The organism is Agrobacterium sp. CFBP2214, from assembly GCF_030209895.1.
GTDB classification, from domain to species: domain Bacteria; phylum Pseudomonadota; class Alphaproteobacteria; order Rhizobiales; family Rhizobiaceae; genus Agrobacterium; species Agrobacterium radiobacter.
In genome coordinates this window covers 84,981-102,278 of the sequence record NZ_JARVRC010000008.1, presented here as the reverse complement: position 1 = coordinate 102,278, position 17,298 = coordinate 84,981, and the positions used below count along the sequence as shown (strand labels likewise).

The following is a 17,298-nucleotide window of genomic DNA, read 5'->3' as shown; positions in this document are numbered from 1 at the left end:
ATTATGCAGCTTCGGGGGCGAGTGGCCGGAAATTGGCGAAATCCCAATGCCGCCCCGGGGCGGCATCGATAAGCTGACGGGTGTATGCATGAACCGGATTGGTCAGCACCTCGTAGCCGCTGGCATATTCCACGATGCGGCCTTTCTGCATCACGATCACGTCGTCACATATCTGGGCGGCAACGCGCAGATCATGGGTGATGAACAGGATGGAAATACCGAGCCTTTCCTGCAAGCCCGCAAGGAGGTCGAGTACCTGTGCCTGAACCGACACGTCGAGTGCCGACACTGCCTCGTCGGCCACGAGAACCTTGGGGTTCATGGCCACGGCACGGGCGATCGCGATGCGCTGGCGCTGGCCGCCTGAGAACTGGTGAGGATAGCGGCTCACCGCATCCGGGGGCAGACCGACGATTGCAAGAAGTTCGCGCGCCCGCTTCAGGGCCTCCGCCTTGGGCGTACCGTAGTTTATTGGCCCTTCGGTAATACTTTCCCCCACCGTGATGCGCGGGTTGAGCGAGCGATAAGGATCCTGGAACACCATCTGGATATGCTGGCGATACGGCTGCAGGGTACGGCGGGAGAAATCGGCAATTTCCTGGCCGGAAATGCGGATCGAGCCGGAGGTGGGATCGATCAGCCGCATGATGCAGCGGGCGACGGTCGACTTGCCCGAGCCGCTTTCACCGACGATACCGAGCGTACGACCCTTCTTCAGTGTGAAGGATACATCCGTCGCTGCCTTTGTTCCTGCCGGGGTTTTGCCGAAAAAGCCTTTCTTGCCATACACCTTCTCAAGTTCCGAGGCCGAGAGCACTACCTCTTCCGAAAGAGCCGGGCGCGGCGCGCGTGGTACAAGGCTTGGCACGGAGGAAAGAAGCGCGCGGGTATAGTCCATTTCCGGCGCGCTCAAAATCCTGTCGACCGGACCATTCTCGACCAGGTTGCCTCGGTTCATGACATAGACGGTGTCAGCAATCTCCGCCACTACCCCCATGTCGTGGGTGATAAAGAGAACGGCGGTGCCCTGCTTTTCCTGAAGTTCATCGATGAGCTTGAGGATCTGCTTCTGGGTCGTCACATCAAGTGCAGTGGTCGGCTCGTCGGCGATCAGCAATTTGGGTTTCAGGATCAGTGCCATGGCGATCATGATACGCTGGCGCTGACCGCCCGAGAGCTGGTGGGGATACGCTGCGAAGATGCGCTCGACATCAGGCAGATGCACTTCCCGCATCATGTCAAGAACGGCCATCTTCTGTTCCCTGGCTGAAAGCATCGTGTGCTCCTGAAGCACCTCGCAAATCTGCCGGCCAACCGTCAGCACCGGATTGAGTGCTGTCATCGGTTCCTGAAAGATCATGGCAATGCTTTTCGAGCGCAGTGCCCGCATGCGGCCAGCGTCGGCCTTGAGCAGGTCCTCACCTTCGAACAGGATCGCACCGCTCACAGGTTCAAGTGAATTTCGCGGCAGGAGCCCCATTGTAGCGAGCGAGGTCACCGATTTGCCTGAACCGCTCTCTCCCACGAGGCAAACTGTTTCGCCAGCGCGAATGGTGACTGAAATGCCGTTGAGGACCGGGGCGCTGTCGTCGTCTCCGCTCAGGCGGACGACGAGGTCATCGACGCGCAATACTTCGGACGCGGTAGCAGGATCGAACGCAACAGCCGTCATTTCGTGGCCTCCCTTTTCTTCATGCGCGGATCGAGCAGATCGCGCGCCGTATCGCCGAGAAGGTTGATGGAGAGAATGCAGAGCGAGAGCACCAGGCCTGGCCAGAAGATCAATTGCGGATTGATCTGGAAATAGGCACGTCCCTCGGCCATGATATTTCCCCAGGTCGGGATTTCGGTGGAGACACCCGCCCCGAGGAAAGACAGGATCGCTTCTGTAAGAATGGCCGAGGCGCAGACATAGGTGGCCTGCACGATGAGCGGTGCCAGGGTATTCGGCATCAGATGCCGCCAGAGGATTTTCGGCAGGCCGGAGCCGGCAGCGATCGCGGCTTCGACGTAGGGCTCTTCGCGCGCAGTCAGCACCACCGAGCGAACGAGACGCACGACGCGAGGAATTTCCGGGACGGTAATGGCGAACATCACGGTCCAGATATTAGCCCCGGTCAGCGAAACCACGGCGATGGCGAGCAGCAGGCTCGGAATTGCCATCAGTGCGTCCATGATGCGCATGACCACGGCATCGAGGAGCCGGAAGAAACCGGAGACGAGGCCGACTCCAAGGCCGACAGCCACCGAGATGACAGTCGCTCCGATACCAATAAAAAGGGAGATGCGAGCCCCGTACAGGACACGCGACAGCAGATCCCGTCCGTAGGCATCGGAACCGAGCGGATAGATCTCGCCCGCGGGCTTGAGGCGGGCAGAAGGCGTCATGGCCACGGGGTCGTGCGGAGCAAGCCATGGCGCGAGAACAGCCATGAGAATGATCAGGATGAGGATGGCAAGCGCGATGGCCGGAACGACGATAACTTGTCCGCGTTTTTTCCTGCTGGCGAAGACGGGCAGCCGCATGGCGGCGCCAAAAAGCGTGGAATTGGCCATCAGTACCGTATCCTCGGATCGAAGAAGGAGTAGGAGAGGTCGATAAGGAGATTGACCAGCACATAGATACCGCTTGTCAGCAGGATCATGCCCTGAATGACGGGGTAATCGCGGGCAAGAATAGCATCGACAGTGAGCCGGCCAATACCGGGAATGTTGAATACGCTTTCCGTCACCACCACACCGGACACAAGCAATGCAAAACCGGTCCCGATAATGGTCAGCACAGGAACTGCGGCATTGCGCAGCGCGTGGCGGAAAAGGACGGTGTTTTCCTTCAGCCCTTTGGCGCGGGCGGTTCGCACATAATCCTCGCCCAGTACTTCGAGCACGGAGGCGCGCGTCATGCGGGCGATCAGCGCGATATAAATGGAAGCAAGTGTGAGGGCGGGCAGAATGGCACGTTCCGCAAAAGGACCGACGCCCTTCGTGATGCTCCGGAAGCCCTGCACCGGAAACCATTTGAGATCGATGGCGAAGACCTGGATGAGGATATAGCCGATCACGAAAACCGGGACAGAGAAGCCGACGACCGAAATCGTCATGACGGCATAATCGATCCATGTGCCGTGGCGCCACGCAGCAATGACCCCGAGTGGAACGGCGATCAGCACTGACAGGACGATCGTGACGAGCGCGAGGCTCACAGTCGGTTCGATGTGCTTGCCGATCATCGCGGTAACCGGTGTATTGGAAATCAGCGACACGCCAAGGTCACCCTGGAGAAGCAGCCAGAACCATGAGAGGAACTGCACGACGATCGGTTTGTCGAGGCCGAGGGCTGCGCGAATTTTCTCAAGCTGCTCGGGCGTGGCCATGTCGCCGGCGATGATGGCGGCCGGATCGCCGGGCGTCAGTCGCAGCAGAAGGAAAACGAAAACGGCAACCGTGATCATCACCGGAACGGAGGCCAGAATTCGGCGGAACGTATAGGCGAGCATAAGCATCCTCACGTCGGTTGGGCAGGCAGGGAAGCGGCATCTGCAGGATGCCGCCATGTTCCTCCACGGGGCTCAGTCTTCCGTTTTCTCGATGTTCCAGAACACGGGAACCGGTGATTCCAGGAACCCGGAGAGCTGGTTGCGCCACACGGAGGGGTTCTTGTACTGGCCAAGCGGGATGTAGCTGACCTCGTCCATGGCGTGGGCCTGGAGCTCGGCGGCTGCAGTCTTCTGCTCGCCTGGTGTCGCTGCGGCGATGTATTTGGCGCGCAACGCTTCCAGCTTCTCGTCTGTCTGCCAGCCAAAAAACCCCTTGGCGCCGCGACCGTTCAACATCGGGTTGTTAAGCGGCGTCATGATTTCCGGCACAATCCAGTTGGTGAAGAACATGTTCCAGCCACCCTCAGCCACCGGCTTCTGCGAGGCGCGACGAGTGACGAGCGTCTGCCAGTCCATGGGCTGAAGTTCGACGTTGAAGCCCGCGGCCCTCAGTGCAGCCGCGGCCACGACCGGCTGGGCTTTAACGGTCACGACGTCGGTAGGCTGGAGGATGACAACCGGAGTTCCGTCGTACCCGGCCTCCTTGAGGAGTGCCTTGGCGCTTTCCATGTCGCCCGCGCCGGTCAGGGTTTCAGAACCGGCCAGTGCTTCAAGGGGCGTACCGCAGCCGAAGACGGAACCACAAATGGTGTAGTAGTCCGGATTGCCGATCAGCGCGTCGAGAACATCCTTCTGGTTCATCGCTTTAAGAGCGGCCTGGCGGATCTTCTTGTTGTCAAACGGCGGGTACAGGAAATTCATGCGGCCCATGGTCTGCGAGCCAAGCGTGTTAAGCGTCTTGACGGTCAGTTCGTCATTGCTCTCGACAAGCGGCAGAAGATCAACTGGCGGAGCTTCGATATAGTCGATCTCCCCGGACTGGATAGCGTTGATTGCCGTCTGGGCATCGGGCATGCTCAGCCATTCCACACGGTCAACCTTGACCACCTTGCCGCCGGCCAGCCAGCTGGCAGGCTCACTGCGCGGCACGTAATCGGCAAATTTTTCATAGACCGACTTGACGCCCGGCTGGTACTCAGCCGTGACGAACCTGAAGGGGCCGGAACCGATGAATTCGGTAATTGCGGTATCAGCCGGGGTAGCGGCAATGCGCTTCGGCATCATAAACGGCACAACCGACGATGGTTTAGCCAGAACGTCGGGCAAAAAGCCGAAGGGTTCTTTCAGCTTGAAAACAAAGGTCTTGTCATCCGTGGCCGTCAGGCTTTCGGTCTTGTCGAAGAGGATCTGACCGGAAGTATCCCGCTTGCCCCAGCGCTGAAGCGAGGCTATGCAGTCTTCCGCTGTCACAGGCGTGCCGTCATGCCATTTCAGACCGTCGCGCAGCGTGAATGTATAGGACAGCTTGTCATCTGAAACGGTGTAGTCAGCCATCTGGGGCTGCGGCTTGAAATCGGCATCAAGCGCCAGCAGCGTGTCATAGATCATGTAGCCATGATTGCGCACGATGTGAGCGGTCGTGATGATGGGATCGAGAATACGCAAGCCCGAATGCGGTACGGCCATCATTGTTGTGGCTGAGGCATTCGCTGCAAAGCCCGTGACACAGGCTGAAAGGGCAATGATTGCTGCAACGAGCCGGCTTTTTGCCCGGTTTGCTTTTCTGATCAACGGTGCTTGCATGATTTCGCTGTTCCCTTTTCTGGTTGGCAGGTGGCGACCGGAAGGCGCATGCGGTGGCCCGCACGCAAGCGCACGGCACCCGTCTTGTCCGGACCGTTTCTGATAATGTCGCCGCGATCACCTGAAAGTTTGCGCAGCGGAGGGCACTTGTGCCGCCGCAAAGGTACGGCGAAACATACGACCGCCATACCTTCCGCAACTGCGGCTGAAAAACCGCAACGGGACAGGCCGGCAAGGTACAGCGGTGCCGTCACATGGCGGGCATGTGGGCATAGCTGACTATAATGTCATTCCGATTGAAGCATGGTGTGCAAGGCGTTCCCCTTAGGATTATTTTACCGCGATGCGATTGCTATTCTCGACCATCGATTATAGGGTCGTTGAAAGCCTTGTCAACGATCTTGCTGCGTCGCAAAATGAATTTTACCGAACCTCCAGAGGTGACCGATCACCGGGCCCGCATTGCCGCGCTGGAAAAGGCGTTTGCCGTGCTTGAGATGTTCGGGCCGGATACGCCTGAACTGAGAATTGCCGATGTTGCGAGGCGAGGCGCGATGAACCGCTCCAGCGCCCAGCGTCTGGTTCATACACTTGTTAAATCCCGCTGGCTTGAACGCGACGCACAAAGCGGCGTCCTTTCTCTCGGGCACCGGGCGTGTTATCCCGCTCATGTCTATCTTTACAGCAACCAGTTGATCGATCTTGTGATGCCGCTGGTCGTGGAATTGAATGCACGCACCGGCCTCAGTACCGATCTCTGGCTCCTCGACGGGAAAACCGCAGTGACGCTGGCCCGGGTCCCGTCACCCGCCGCTTCCCTGGCACTTGCCCCGGTAGGCAGCCGCCTCGCACTTGCGGAGACCGCGCCGGGCCGGGCGCTGTTATCTCTTATGGATGAGGCAACACTCGATACATTTCTGGCAACATGGACAGGTGACGCGGAATCGTTGCGCGAGGGCATAGCCTCTGAGCGCAGCGTGGGGTTTTCCTTTGACAGTACCGGCGAAGGCGGATCCCGCCATGTCATTGCGACCGCTTTTCGCGACGCATCCGGCCAACCGCTCGCTGCGGTCTCACTTTCCGGTCTTGTAAACAGGGAGGCGGCGGACACGGTAACCGGGCAACTTTGCGAGACAGTGTCACGCATGGGGGAGTTGATGGTGACACGGGCGGTACGCCCGGCCAACCTCGAGCCAAACCCGCGCACGCTTTGGCCGCTGGTCGACGACGAGAATGATCCGCTCGCGGTAACCGCAGTTTCCAAAAGCCTGCATTTATTGCAGTTTTTCCATCCGCAAACGCCGCTGCTTACCCTGACCCAACTTTCACAGCTAACGGGCTTTCCGGTGCCGACCGTCCAGCGCATTACAGATACGCTGACAGGCCTGGGCTATCTGAAGAAAGACCGGCCCAAGCGCGCTTTCCATGTCTCCGAACGAGCGCTTGATCTTCTTTATCGTTTCCAGATGGGAAACGCGTTGCTCCGGTCTGTATGGCCTCGGCTTATCAGGCTACGGGAAGAGTGCGGGCTGCGTTGTTCCTTCTGCATTCTGGACGGCACGGAAATCATCCACCTGCTGCATGTTCAAAGCCGACCGCAACCGGCTTTCAGAACCGCCTATCCCGGCAGACGCCTTCCGGCCGTATCATCCTCCGGTGGTCGGGCGATCCTGTCATGGCTGCCACCGGAAGAGATTGAGGGAGTTCTTTCGGAAAGCCCCATCCAGCCCGGTACGCCCTTTACCGTTACGAACAAGGAGGAAATCCGGAAGGAGATTCTGGAAGCGAGCGTTCGAGGTGTGGCTTTCACGGATCGCCAGTCGATTCGCGACGAGGTGAATGTTGCCGCGGCGGTACCAGGACCAGACGGTCGTCCGGCAGGAGCCATCGTCGTATCCGCTCCTGTGCACAGTTGGTCTGTGGAGCGGCTTGAGCGCGAAGTTGTGCCTTTGCTGGTGTCCCACGCCCGCGGCGGATAAGATTGTGTCGCCCGATGCGTCGCGTCGAGGACGACCGCACGTGGTCGCGCAGGCTCCGAAACTGCTTTCGCGCCGCAGGGCCGTTCGTGCGCAGTTTGCGAGCACCCATCTGCCGTCGTGAACCTTGAGCAAACTCGCTGCGAGGATGACTGCTTCAACCGAAAATAGAGGAACCGGCAGGACGGCAGCAGTGATTGCCGATTTGTCTCTGACTGACCGGAGTAACTGAAAGGCCATCAACGTCGTTACGACCATCGCCCGGTTACAGAAATCCCGGAAGCAGGAACCCGGGGCCACCTCAAACGAAGGGCGAAGCGAGCAAGGTATCGGCGACAGGGACCATACGCCAGAAATGAGATACTGTTGCAGGTTCTGGACCGATGCTCAACCCGCCACACGCGACGATACGGCCGTCTAGCGTGAGAACGAGATAGGCACATCGAGGTACCCACCTCATCGAGGAATTTGGCAAACTCGACACGCTCTTCCGAGGCAAAGAACCTTGGCAGGTTGCCATCGAAGATGGCCAAGCATGCGTTGGCATCCTTTTTTTCGATAGGGGCGTGTGGCGATCTGGTCCATGTTTAAGGTATAGCACCCACGAGTGGTTTGTTCACCTGCGGTCGCTTCGAGCCAGGGGCGTCTGCCGCCGAGCGCCAAAACCTTTCATTGAGCATTGCGGCACAACACGATAAAGGCGGCTCTTATTGGTGGAGGGAACCGCATGACATATCAGCCGCGAGTATACCTAACGGGCGCGTCCTGCTCAGGCGTTTCCACACTTGGCAGAGTGTTGTCCAGGCGCTTCGGCGTTCCACAACTGGATGTCGACGACTTCTACTGGATGCCGACTGAGCCCCCGTACAGCATAAAGCGTCCACCTGAAGAACGTGTCCGCTTGATCAAGGTCCGACAAAGCGAAACCGAAGGCTGGATCCTGACGGGGTCCTTCATCGGCTGGGGCGAACCTCTGATCCAGAAAGTTGATCTGATCGTATTTCTTCAAACACCTACGATCATCCGGCTCCAACGTCTTGATCAGCGCGAGGCCGCCCGATACGGCGCGCGCATTTTGCCGGGCGGCGACATGCACGAGGCGCATCTGGCGTTCCGGGATTGGGCCTCGTGCTATGATGACCCGTTGTTCACGGGACGTAATCTGGCGCAGCATGAGAGTTGGTTGAGCAATCAATCCGCTCCAGTTCTTCGTCTTCAAGGCCAGCAATCCACTGCGGAACTGATGCACCGTGTGGCGGAAGAACTTTTACGTCTTTCACCCTGTGGAGCCTGATCGGCAGGATGTTGCCAATGCCCGGCAACGCCGACGGCCGTCATGGCCGCAGAAGCGCCAATAGCAGACATGATTGCATAACTCGATGTCAGCATTTTCCGACCTCATTCTGGACGTTCAAACGCTGAGTGTTGAACTCCAATAGCTGACATAGGGGTCCAGCAGTGCACATGCGTAATTATACTTTGTTATGGCGTTTGAGGTAGCTGACGGTAGCGTCAATTAGTCTGCTCAAGGTTTCCACACCAGAGGAGGTGTTAAACGCATGATCCATGGCAGCCTCCCAAACAATGTGCTCGCCTCGATGAGCTGCGGCGAACTTTTTCGCCGTACCATGTGGTATGACGTCGTCAACCGTACCCTCTGCAATAAAAGCGGGTCCGGCATATTGAGACAGCTCTGTAAGAGGATCGAAACCCGACACTTCTAAGAAGAATCGCTGCCCCAAAGTCACGGACGCTCCCCAAGGCAAGGTCAGCGTCGTTGGTTCCGGGCTGTTCAGGCCATAGAGATAGGCATTTTTGCCGACCAAACCGGGGAAAGACACCTTAGGTTCTCCCACGGCGGCCCAAAGTGCCACCCCTGATGGCCGGTTAGTTCGACCAGCAGCGGCTGCTGCAACCAGTCCGCCCTGGCTCCAGCCGAGTAGGATGACCTCGCCATTTCCAAGATCGGGCTGGGTGGCGATAAAATCCATCGCAGCCAAACAATCATCAATCTGCGTGGAATAGCTAGATTCTTCGATGGAACCATCACTGTCTCCCCAGCCATGAAAGTCTATTCGAAGCGAAGAGTGGCCGAGATCAGCCAACCTGGCAGCGACGTATTCAAATATCCCCATTCCTAGAGAGGGGATCGCGAGTTCATTTCGAGTACCGCCGAAACCGTGAAGGAGCAAAAACGTTGAGTTTTTGTGGCCTTTCGCATCACGAACTGTTCCAACGATGGTATGCGCACCAGATTTGAATGAAACTATTTTCTCTACTGCCACTGGATTCATCCTCGGTAATCTGAGTGAGGAACAGGCTAGAGAACCCCGCAGCAACTAGGCGGGGTGTTGGTGAGCGAACTAACTACTGCTTATCACAACTACACCACCCGAAGGCAGTGCGAACAATGCACTGAACAAATGCTTTCTCATCCATACAAGCAACTTCCATTTTGAAGGCTCAAGAGTCAATAAGCCTCGGCCTGAGATGTCTTCCTTATTTGTCCGCGAGACGAAAGTCGTCGTTCGGCTGCCACCCCATCGCGGAGACTTGCAAAGCGGTCTTGACAATCAGCTTCGGGCCGAGAGACGTCTGCCGCTCAGCGCCAGAAGCAGACATCGGGACCAGGTTGGGCATCATTCGTGACCCAGTGCCAACTCGTGGACGTTCTGCCGCCGCTGGGTTACAGAGATGGCCGCGAACGCCGCAGCCCCCGCAAGCCCGGCCGCCACCACCACCCAGAGTGACGCGGGCACTCCCATCCCCGTCATCGACATCGACATGGCGAACGGAGCCAAAGCTAACGTCACCTCTGGGTCGCACCCAGTCCGGCAGCGCCCATGCGGGCAGCTTCGCCTCCGGCATCGTTACACGCTTTCTGCAATCTTTTCAGGTGCCGCCTTTACGTTACAGCCGCATCCGGACTTGTCCTTGGCGTCGGCGACACAGCAGGCGTCGTCATGCGTCGAGGACGGCCCGGCAGCATTCCGGCGACGCTTTGGACGTGCTGGTGATCGAGCAGACCCCGGTCTCCGGCAGCACCAGTTCGACACGCCGCGCCGCGACATGGTCTCCGGCAATCTCGGCGACGACCGAGCGCACCTGCTCGTATCCGGTCTTCATCAGGAAGGTCGGCGCACGGCCATAGGATTTCATGCCGACGATGTAGAAGTCCTTTTCGGGATGCGACAGCTCCTCGACGCCGTGCGGTGGCACGGTGCCGCAGGAATGCAGGTTCGGATCGATGAGCGGCGCGAGCGCGGGCGGAGCCTCGACGATCGGATCGACCTTGACGCGAAGCTCGCGCAGGAAAGAAAAGTCGGGTCGGAAGCCGGTCGTGACCACGATCTGGTCGACTGATAGATGGATGGGCCCTCCATTCGCTTCCGCGAGCACCAACGGTCCGTCGGTGGTCAAGATTGACTCCGCAGAGAACGAGGTGAGCATGTTCAGGCGGCCGTCGTCCATCGCCTTCTTGGCTGCAAGGCCGAGCGCGCCGCGTTCCGGCAACTGGTCGTTCAAACCGCCGCCGAGCAGGCGGTCGACGCCGTTATGCCTGAGCGCCCAGAAGATTTCAGTGGCGGAATCGGCGTCCTGGAGTTCCATCAGCGCAATCGCAACATAGATGGCGGAATGACCGCTGCCGACGACCAGCGTCCGTTTGCCGATGAAGTCGTTCCGGCGTGTGCCGACGACGTCAGGGATGCCGTAGGACAGGTAGCTGGACGGCACCTCGCCGGGGATCGGCAGACCATTGACACCAAGCGGGTTTGGCTGGCCCCAGGTTCCGGAGGCGTCAATGACGGCCCGGACGAAGACGTCCTGTTCGATACCGTCCAATACGAAGCGGACGAGGAAGGGAGCGGCGTCGCGCCCCTTGGAGCCAACTTTGCTGAGACCCTTACGGGTAATTGCCGTCACGGTCGCGCCGAGCTTGAGGCCCTTGGCGACGCCCGGAACCTTGGAGAGCGGAGCGAGATAGGAGGCCACGATTTCGCGTCCGTTGGGGTGATAGTCAGGATCGGGTTCCGACCATCCCGTTTCTTCGAGCAGCACCCGGGCCGCGTCATCGATGTTGTATTTCCAGGGAGAGAAGACCCTCACGTGGCCCCATTCGAGGAGCGCCGATCCCACGAACGTGCCCCTCTCGAACACGAGTGGCTCAATGCCGCGCTCAATCAGGCGCGCAGCCGCGGCGAGACCGACGGGCCCAGCCCCTATGACGGCGACAGGAAGCTCTGCATTCTGTGTCACTTCATTTCCTTTCGTATTTCCAGAAATATCGAATTATAAGATGAAAAAAAGTGGCTTCAGGCCGCAGCTTCTCCGTCTTCGTCGTTCGCCGCCACGCATTCCTCCTCAGCGCAACACTCGTCGGCGAGGAAGCCGATCAGCGACTGCATGCTCGGATAGTCCGCCCGACAAATCAGCGTCGTCGACTGCCTTTCCTGTGAAGCCAACCCAGTTTCGACGAGCTTCTTGAGGTGGTGCGATAGCGTCGACGACGGGATGCCGACGCGCTCCTGGAGCTGGCCAACCGGAATTCCCTTCCGGCCTGCTCTAACCAGCACGCGGTAAATCTTGAGTCGGGAAGCATTGCCGAGCGCTTCAAGTTGTGTTGCTGCTTTTTCGATAATCATGGAAATAAGCTATGCATTTCACAACTTTCTGTCAATCCATATTTCGACAATATTAGAAATACGATCGTGTGGCCGTCTTGAAGTTCACCCGCGACTGCAGCTTCGCGGCGCTTTCCTTCCGCTCACTGTAGTGGCCGGTGGGATAAGAGGAGGCATCGCCGGCGAGCCAGGTGGGCTCGCCAGTTACTAGCAAACGTCGATTGTCCAGCGGGTAAATGATGATGTCCGCAACGGGCCGCAAGCGGACCGTAGCTGTGTCAGCCGCATCAGGCGTATGTTTCGCTTGAAAGGAAGGCTTCGACCCGCTGGATAACTTGCCAAGGCAGAGCGGAACAGGTCACCCGTGCACGATCGTTCAAGACGCGGCGTCATCTGCTGTGTCACAACAATTTCGCGGCTGCCGTAATTTCGCTTCTTCTTCGCGGTCGAACAATGAGGAATCACTGATGAAATCAATCAATCTCGCTGAGAAACTCAACCAGTTTTCGAGCCACTGGGACCCTCACGTCATCGCGGACTACAACGAAAATGACGTGATGGTTGTCCGGTTTATTGGTGAATATCCTTTCCACAAGCATGACACGACTGATGACTTCTTCTACGTCCTCGAGGGTGAAATGGAAATGGATATTGAAGGAGAGCCGCCTCGCACCGTCAAAGCTGGCGAATTGTTTATCGTTCCTAAAGGTGTTGTGCATCGTCCTCGGGCCAGAAATGAAGTCAAAGTGCTCCTGATCGAACCGAAAGGCGAACCAAATTCGGGTGACTCAGATCGTGAACCAGGTCCCAAGCCGCGCATCTGACAGGTCTGCTTTGAGCCAACAGCGGAAAACGTTTCCGCTCTGTACTTCCATACCGGTCGTTCACGCCACCCGCAGTCGCTCCTGAAAGTTGCCGGTCTGGTGTTCGAGCGGTCACGCCCGGACCGCGAGGATTGGTGACTTCGGCATGATATAACGCCAATCCTTGCGCCTTGGGAAAAGCCAATTGCCTCGCAAGCATCCGTGGGACGAGCGTTTCGCACCAGTCGTTTTGGCATCGGTGCGCCTGTCCCCATCGACTTCCGCATTTCGCAGCAGTGTAATGACGACAGGTGGTTCACTTCACGTTTTGAAATGAGCGGTCACCGAAAATGAGTTCCCATCAGGCGACTATGCGGTCATGTCTTCGTTCAGATCGTATGAGCCATTGCTCGACGATACGCGAAGCAAAGAGTTGACAGTATGGAAAATCCGGTTGCACTGAATCGCCTTTCCGAAAACACGGTCTTCCGTGAGGGCGATGTTTTTGTACTCTTCGGCGAACTGTTCGGTCGCGGATATGCCACCGGCTTGCTAGACGAAGCCAGACGGGCTGGAATGGAGATTGTGGGGATCACCGTCGGGCGGCGCGACGAGAATAACGCGCTGCGGCCACTCGACACCGAGGAACTGTCTTTGGCGGAGGCCCGGCTGGGCGGCCGGATCATCAACATCCCTCTTATGGCGGGATTCGATCTCGATGCGCCCGCAGGCGGCCCAACTCCCACCGATCTCCTGGCAACAATGACGCTTGAGAGATGGCAACATGACAAGCTCGACTGGGATTATGTCGGGCAATGCCGCGACATCGCCACTGAACGTTTCAAGGCGTCGCTTTCGAAGGTCATGACCGTTCTTGACGGAATGATCGCAGATGGCCGCAATGTTTTCTTCGCGCACACAATGGCTGGCGGCATTCCGAAGACGAAGGCATTCCTGGTCGTCGCCAATCGCATCTACAAGGGAACCGGCACTCGCCACATGTCGTCGCAGACCCTGCTCGACAGCGACATGGGAAAACTCATTCTGCAGAATTTTGAAGACGTCTCCGCAAACACCTTTCGCCATCTCATTGATTTCAGCACGGCGATCCGCGAGCGCGTCGAAGCCTCGGGCGGACAAGTGCGATATACGGCCTATGGTTATCACGGATCGGCGGTCCTGATCGACGGGAGCTATCGTTGGCAGACCTATACCAACTACACCCAGGGATATGCGAAGATGCGGCTTGAGGGTATCGCGGAGGAAGCCTGGGCGACAGGGATCAAGGCAACTGTCTATAACTGTCCCGAAATCCGGACCAACTCGTCCGATGTGTTCACGGGTATCGAGCTGCCCCTCATACCGCTGCTGCTTGCGTTGAAGAAAGAAAACGGTGGCCAATGGGCAGACGAACAGTGGCAGGCCTGCCAGCAGCTTCTGGCCGATGGCTTAACCATGAAGGATGTTTTCAGGAAGATCACCGACATGCAGGCCAGCGAGGTCATGCGTCCGTTCTATGACTTTTCGGCGTGGCCCATGGCAAACAGCCAGGCACAGGCCGATCTGACCATTGGCACGTCAAACGAGATCACCCGGATGCATCGGGATGGCAAGGTGATGATCAGTGACCTTCTCAGCAGTCTCGTTGTGACGGCGACAGGGGAGCTGATCTTTGGTGAATCGTCGGAACCCGCGGGTCCCGTACTGTGGCTCAACCACGATATTGTGGCCCGGCGACTGAACGCTTCACATCCGCCTTCAAGATCTTCTGCGCCGCTTGTCGCGCAGGGGAAGGAATCCTCACACCTTGAGACGGCGTGACGGCTTCCAAGCCTGGCTTCGAAGCCGGTTGTTTTGGCCACGGAGCGACAAAATCCTGTTACAGGAACTGACCTCCAGTGAGGTCATGTGAGCGAAAGCGCCCCATATCGGAGAGCGGATGTGGCTTGCGGCGAGGCCCCCCGTCGCCTGTGCGCCGACAGGAGACATGGTGGCTGCCGCTCATGGGTCAGCTTCCGCAAACAGCCTCTCAGTCAGGAAATCGATGAAGACGCGTAGCCTCGGCGCAACGAACCGCGCCGATGGCCAAAGTATCGAGAAATGGCCAGGTGCCGCCAGGCTCTCGCTCAGCACCGTTTCCAGCAGACCATCGCGAATGGCGTCGGCAGCCAGGAATTCGGGCATATATGCGAGCCCCATGCCATCAATCGCGGCGGCTCTGATCGCCTCCATGTTTCCACATGTGAGCGCAACCGACATGTTTTGCAGGCGATCGCTTCCGTCTTTGAGACGCCATTCCTGGAACTTGCCCGATGTCGGAAACCGAAAACGTAACGCCTCGTGCTTTCGCAGATCGTCGGAATGTGAAGGTTTTCCCATTCGCCTGAAGTAATCCGGCGATCCGCAGACCAGGAAGCGAAATGGCCCCAGTCGTCTGGCCATCAGGCTGGAGTCGCTCAGGTCACCGCTGCGAATGGCCACATCAAATCCACCTTCGATCAGATTGACCTGCCTGTCATTGAAATCGAGCTCAAGATCGATACGTGGATAGCGTTTGCGAAATTCGGGGAGAATAGGAAGGAGAAAGCGGTAGCCGATTGTTGGCAGTGTCACATACAAACTGCCACTTGGCGAATCGCGATCAGCCTTGACCGCCTCATGCGTGTCGCGCAGGTCAGCCAGTATGGCTCGATAACGCTCGAACAACATCGCGCCTTCTTCCGTCAGCGAGACTTGCCGTGTTGTTCTCTGAAAAAGCCGTACATTCAGGGAGGCTTCCAGTCGACCAACGCTTTTTCCAACCGCAGACGGGGATAGCCCGAGACTCTGGCCAGCCTTGGCAAAGTTCAGGCGTTCCGCCACCCGGACGAAAGCCTCGATTTCGCTCAATTTATCCATTCACGCAGATTAGAGAATTTTGGTCCGCAATGAAACGACAGAAAGAGGAATTATCGACCCATACGCTTTTGCTGCAAGCTTGGCCAACACGGTGCCCGATCACCGGCGGCATTTTTTGCACTGGAGCTTCCATGACCGATATATCCCGAAAAACACCGACCTCCCGCCACTCGGTACTGGCGGCAGTTTGTCTGGCAGCGTTGACGTTGCCTCTCAGCTTCTCCGCTGGCGCAGTCGCAACACCCGCAATCGCGCAAGACCTCGGCGGCTCGCCTGAGGCTTTGACCTGGATAACGAACGCTTTCATGCTGACGTTCGGCAGTCTGCTCATGGCTGCAGGCGCTCTGGCCGACAAATTTGGAAGACGTCGTGTCTTTTTGACCGGCTTGTTGGTCTTCGTCGGATTTTCATGCGCCCTTGGGTTGGCGAATGCGGTCTGGCTCATAGACACTCTCCGCGCGTGTCAGGGTGTGGGAGCAGCCGCAGCCCTGGCAGGCGGGACTGCCGCCCTTGCCCAGGAGTTCGACGGCCACGCCAGAACACGAGCCTTTGGCCTGCTTGGAACAACGTTCGGCGCCGGTCTTGCATTGGGTCCACTCGTCACGGGTGTCTTGATCGAGACCGTAGGATGGCGCTCGATATTTCTCGCCGGAGGACTGATCGGTCTCCTGGCACTTGTCCTCGGACCGCCGCGTATGCGCGAAACGGTCGACCCCGAAGCGGCATCCCTCGACTGGATGGGCACGGCCTGCTTTACCCTGATGCTGACGCTGTTCACCGTCGCGATGATAGAATTGCCTTCCCTCGACGCGGCCGAACTTGCGATCTTCAGCTTGGGATTCGTCATCTCGCTTGCAGCGTTTATTCTAGTTGAAATCCGGGCCCCTCGGCCGATGCTGGACTTGTCCCTCTTCCGGTATCCGCGTTTTATCGGTGTGCAACTGTTGCCCGTAGCCACCTGCGCCTGTTTCGTTGTTCTGCTGGTGATTATTCCGCTGCGCCTGATCGGCATTGAAAAGTACGACGTGATCACGGCAGGCGTCCTGATGCTTGGCTTGTCAGCCCCGATGTTGATTATGCCTTTCATGGCAACAATATTGGCTCGCCAGATATCGCCTGGCATCCTTTCTGCCGCCGGTCTCCTGATCGCCGCCGCTGGCCTTGTCTGGCTTGCCCACATCGCCGGAAACGACGGAAGTCTGCTTGTTCTGCCAATGATTATGATCGGCATCGGTGCTGGACTGCCATGGGGACTGATGGATGGCTTGTCAGTCAGTGTCGTGCCCGTGGAGCGCGCAGGAATGGCAACCGGCATATTCAGCACCGTGCGGGTTGCCGGAGAGGGTGTCGCTCTCGCGATTGTTAGCGCGACGTTGTCCGGGCTCATCGCGACAGAGCTTGGTCGAGCGACGGGTCTGTCGTCCGAGGTTTTGAAAGATATAGGACAGCGGTTAGCCATCGGCGACCTTGTTTCGGCAGGCGCTTTATCTCCGGAAATACGGACGAGCACTCTGCAGAATGCTTATCAGGCCGCATTCACGACGCTGTGCTGGTGGCTTGCCGCCATAACATCGATTTGTGCCATCACGATCGCTGTTCTATTGCCCAGACGTCCCGGTATCACGGGTAATGCGGTCCAACAGGAGGCGGCAAGGTTTGAAGGCGGTTTGTCGAAGTAGGCTATCTTGTCCTGAACGGACTACAGCGGAAAGGATGTCCACTTCGCGCCTTTATTTCTGTCATCCATCTTGCTGCCACCCCTAATCAGAAGCGGACATCCGTTAGAGCAAGCTGATCAGTTCCGGTGGAGGCGAAAAAT

13 protein-coding genes are annotated in these 17,298 nt (G+C 58.0%); 5 read left to right on the top strand and 8 right to left on the bottom strand.

Annotation, left to right across the window (positions count from 1 at the left end; all coding sequences use genetic code 11):
* Nucleotide 1: 1 nt before the first annotated feature.
* The 4 genes from QRN60_RS20940 to QRN60_RS20925 all read right to left on the bottom strand — a co-directional run bounded on the left by QRN60_RS20940 (nt 2) and on the right by QRN60_RS20925 (nt 5,180).
* Complete coding sequence (locus QRN60_RS20940; RefSeq protein ID WP_129567472.1) at nt 2-1,672, bottom strand: ABC transporter ATP-binding protein; 1,671 nt, start codon at nt 1,670-1,672, stop codon at nt 2-4.
* The gene (locus QRN60_RS20935) at nt 1,669-2,526 is read right to left on the bottom strand and encodes an ABC transporter permease (RefSeq protein WP_162686301.1); all 858 of its coding nucleotides are present in this window, start codon (nt 2,524-2,526) and stop codon (nt 1,669-1,671) included. Before QRN60_RS20935 ends, QRN60_RS20940 begins: the two co-directional genes overlap by 4 nt.
* A 29-nt stretch (nt 2,527-2,555) precedes the next feature.
* On the bottom strand, nt 2,556-3,497 hold the full coding sequence (locus tag QRN60_RS20930; RefSeq protein ID WP_111785282.1) for an ABC transporter permease: 942 nt from the start codon (nt 3,495-3,497) through the stop codon (nt 2,556-2,558).
* A gap of 72 nt (nt 3,498-3,569) precedes the next feature.
* Nucleotides 3,570-5,180: an ABC transporter substrate-binding protein gene (locus tag QRN60_RS20925; protein WP_111785281.1), complete on the bottom strand. Its 1,611-nt coding sequence runs from the start codon at nt 5,178-5,180 to the stop codon at nt 3,570-3,572.
* Between the two features lie 284 nt (nt 5,181-5,464).
* Here QRN60_RS20925 and QRN60_RS20920 point away from each other — a divergent pair, with 284 nt between their 5' ends.
* Both QRN60_RS20920 and QRN60_RS20915 read left to right on the top strand, forming a co-directional pair.
* Nucleotides 5,465-7,159 (top strand): IclR family transcriptional regulator, encoded by a 1,695-nt coding sequence (locus QRN60_RS20920; protein ID WP_111785280.1) that lies wholly within the window; start codon nt 5,465-5,467, stop codon nt 7,157-7,159.
* Nucleotides 7,160-7,883: 724 nt separating this feature from the next.
* A complete protein-coding gene (locus QRN60_RS20915; RefSeq protein WP_111785279.1) occupies nt 7,884-8,450 on the top strand; it encodes an ATP-binding protein in 567 nt (188 codons plus the stop codon).
* Nucleotides 8,451-8,628: 178 nt separating this feature from the next.
* Here the strand turns inward: QRN60_RS20915 and QRN60_RS20910 are convergent, their stop codons facing one another.
* The 3 genes from QRN60_RS20910 to QRN60_RS20900 all read right to left on the bottom strand — a co-directional run bounded on the left by QRN60_RS20910 (nt 8,629) and on the right by QRN60_RS20900 (nt 11,799).
* Nucleotides 8,629-9,450 carry an alpha/beta hydrolase family protein gene (locus QRN60_RS20910; RefSeq protein WP_209687815.1) on the bottom strand — a complete coding sequence of 274 codons (822 nt, stop codon included), beginning with the start codon at nt 9,448-9,450 and terminating at the stop codon, nt 8,629-8,631.
* A gap of 667 nt (nt 9,451-10,117) precedes the next feature.
* Nucleotides 10,118-11,413, bottom strand: coding sequence for an FAD-dependent oxidoreductase (locus QRN60_RS20905; RefSeq protein WP_334427701.1), 1,296 nt, complete (start codon nt 11,411-11,413; stop codon nt 10,118-10,120).
* 56 nt (nt 11,414-11,469) lie between these two features.
* Nucleotides 11,470-11,799: an ArsR/SmtB family transcription factor gene (locus QRN60_RS20900; protein WP_111785278.1), complete on the bottom strand. Its 330-nt coding sequence runs from the start codon at nt 11,797-11,799 to the stop codon at nt 11,470-11,472.
* Nucleotides 11,800-12,245: 446 nt separating this feature from the next.
* On the opposite strand from QRN60_RS20900, the gene QRN60_RS20895 reads away from it, so the two are divergent.
* Together QRN60_RS20895 and QRN60_RS20890 are read left to right on the top strand one after the other, a co-directional pair.
* A complete protein-coding gene (locus QRN60_RS20895) occupies nt 12,246-12,602 on the top strand; it encodes a cupin domain-containing protein (RefSeq protein ID WP_020808200.1) in 357 nt (118 codons plus the stop codon).
* A gap of 420 nt (nt 12,603-13,022) precedes the next feature.
* Nucleotides 13,023-14,402: an enoyl ACP reductase FabMG family protein gene (locus tag QRN60_RS20890; protein WP_111785277.1), complete on the top strand. Its 1,380-nt coding sequence runs from the start codon at nt 13,023-13,025 to the stop codon at nt 14,400-14,402.
* A gap of 180 nt (nt 14,403-14,582) precedes the next feature.
* Here the strand turns inward: QRN60_RS20890 and QRN60_RS20885 are convergent, their stop codons facing one another.
* The gene (locus QRN60_RS20885; protein WP_111785276.1) at nt 14,583-15,479 is read right to left on the bottom strand and encodes a LysR family transcriptional regulator; all 897 of its coding nucleotides are present in this window, start codon (nt 15,477-15,479) and stop codon (nt 14,583-14,585) included.
* Nucleotides 15,480-15,610: 131 nt separating this feature from the next.
* Here QRN60_RS20885 and QRN60_RS20880 point away from each other — a divergent pair, with 131 nt between their 5' ends.
* Nucleotides 15,611-17,158, top strand: coding sequence for an MFS transporter (locus QRN60_RS20880; RefSeq protein WP_502871954.1), 1,548 nt, complete (start codon nt 15,611-15,613; stop codon nt 17,156-17,158).
* The last annotated feature ends 140 nt before the right edge of the window (nt 17,159-17,298 follow it).